The organism is Geosporobacter subterraneus DSM 17957 (genome assembly GCF_900142145.1).
In the GTDB taxonomy this organism is placed as follows: domain Bacteria; phylum Bacillota; class Clostridia; order Peptostreptococcales; family Thermotaleaceae; genus Geosporobacter; species Geosporobacter subterraneus.
On sequence record NZ_FQZV01000116.1, the window covers coordinates 1 to 1293 of the forward strand.

General features: G+C 37.6%; 1 protein-coding gene. It reads left to right on the plus strand.

Features of this window, described 5'->3' with window-relative positions:
* Positions 1-1158: IS110 family RNA-guided transposase (locus BUB56_RS19210; protein WP_110942843.1), on the plus strand; the 1158-nt coding region annotated here is incomplete at its 5' end.
* Positions 1159-1293: the final 135 nt, after the last annotated feature.

A 1293-nucleotide genomic window follows, 5' to 3' on the forward strand; every position in this document is an offset into this window, starting at 1 on the left:
ATTCTCAAAAAAGAAGAAGAGCGGTTAAAACAAAAGCCCATCTACTTCGTAGAATCTACGGGTATCTTTCATTTACCACTCTTCTTCTTTTTAAGGTCGAATGACCTCAAAGGTTTTGTCCTCAATCCTTTGTGTGTCTATTCTACCAAAAATTTTGACTTAAGAAAAGTGAAAAATGATTCAAAAGATGCAGAATCTATTGCAAGGCTTGCTAAATTCCAAGAAGTAAAGTTTTCTCTTGTGCCTGAACCTCAAATTCTTGCCCTACGCATGATGGCTCGTGAGTATTATTCGCTTTCTGACATGCTAACTGAGATGAAAAACAGGCTCTGTACGGACCTTTACTTGCTCTTTCCAGGTTATCTTGATGTGTTTAGTGATCCCTTCGGAAAAGCCTCTTTAGCGGTATTAAAAGCCTATCCTTCCCCACAACATATCCTTCATGCTGATAAGAATGAACTTACTCAAATAATCTCAACACTCAGTCGTAAAAATGCCTTGTGGGCTCAGAAGAAGGTGAATATGCTCATAGACCTAGCTAAGCTAGCGCAATCAATGCCTATGGATTTTTCAGTACTTAGCATGAAGATTAAATTTCACCTAGATGGCATTGAAAATCTTCAAAACAGCCTGAGTGGCATTGAAAATCAGCTACATGCAATGATTCAGTCAAGTGACTTTCCAGCTAAAGCTCGAAAGTACATCGAACTGCTTGATGAAATGCCTGGGATCGGCTTCTTAACTGCCGTAACTCTGATAGCTGAGATTGGTGACTTTAGTCTATTTAAGTCTCCTAAAGCTTTTACAGCCTTCTTCGGTATTGATCCAAGTGTCAATCAATCAGGTAAGTTCAATGGCGATAGAAACAAGATATCAAAGCGTGGTACCAAATTTGGCCGTAGAGTACTTTTTACCGCTGCGCTTTCTAGTATTAGAACCACCAGAAATGGTGATCCTATCAACTCCACCCTACGGGATTATTATCATAAAAAATGTGAAACCAAGAAAAAGAAAGTAGCTTTAGTAGCTGTAATGCATAAACTTCTCCATTACATATTTGCGGTTCTCCGTGACGAAAAGCCATTTGAAATTAGGAGCCCTCAAGATCATCAATCTTGGAGAAAAACTAAGAATTCAAACAAAATCAAAGCTGCTTAAATCGCAGTAGAGATGTAGCTCATCATTTTGTCATTGTTCGTGTTTTACATATGGCTAGCTTTGCTATACTCTTTTTTCTAAAACCAATTTTTTTAAAAAAATCAAACTTAACTATTGACTTTTATTAGCTGGTCT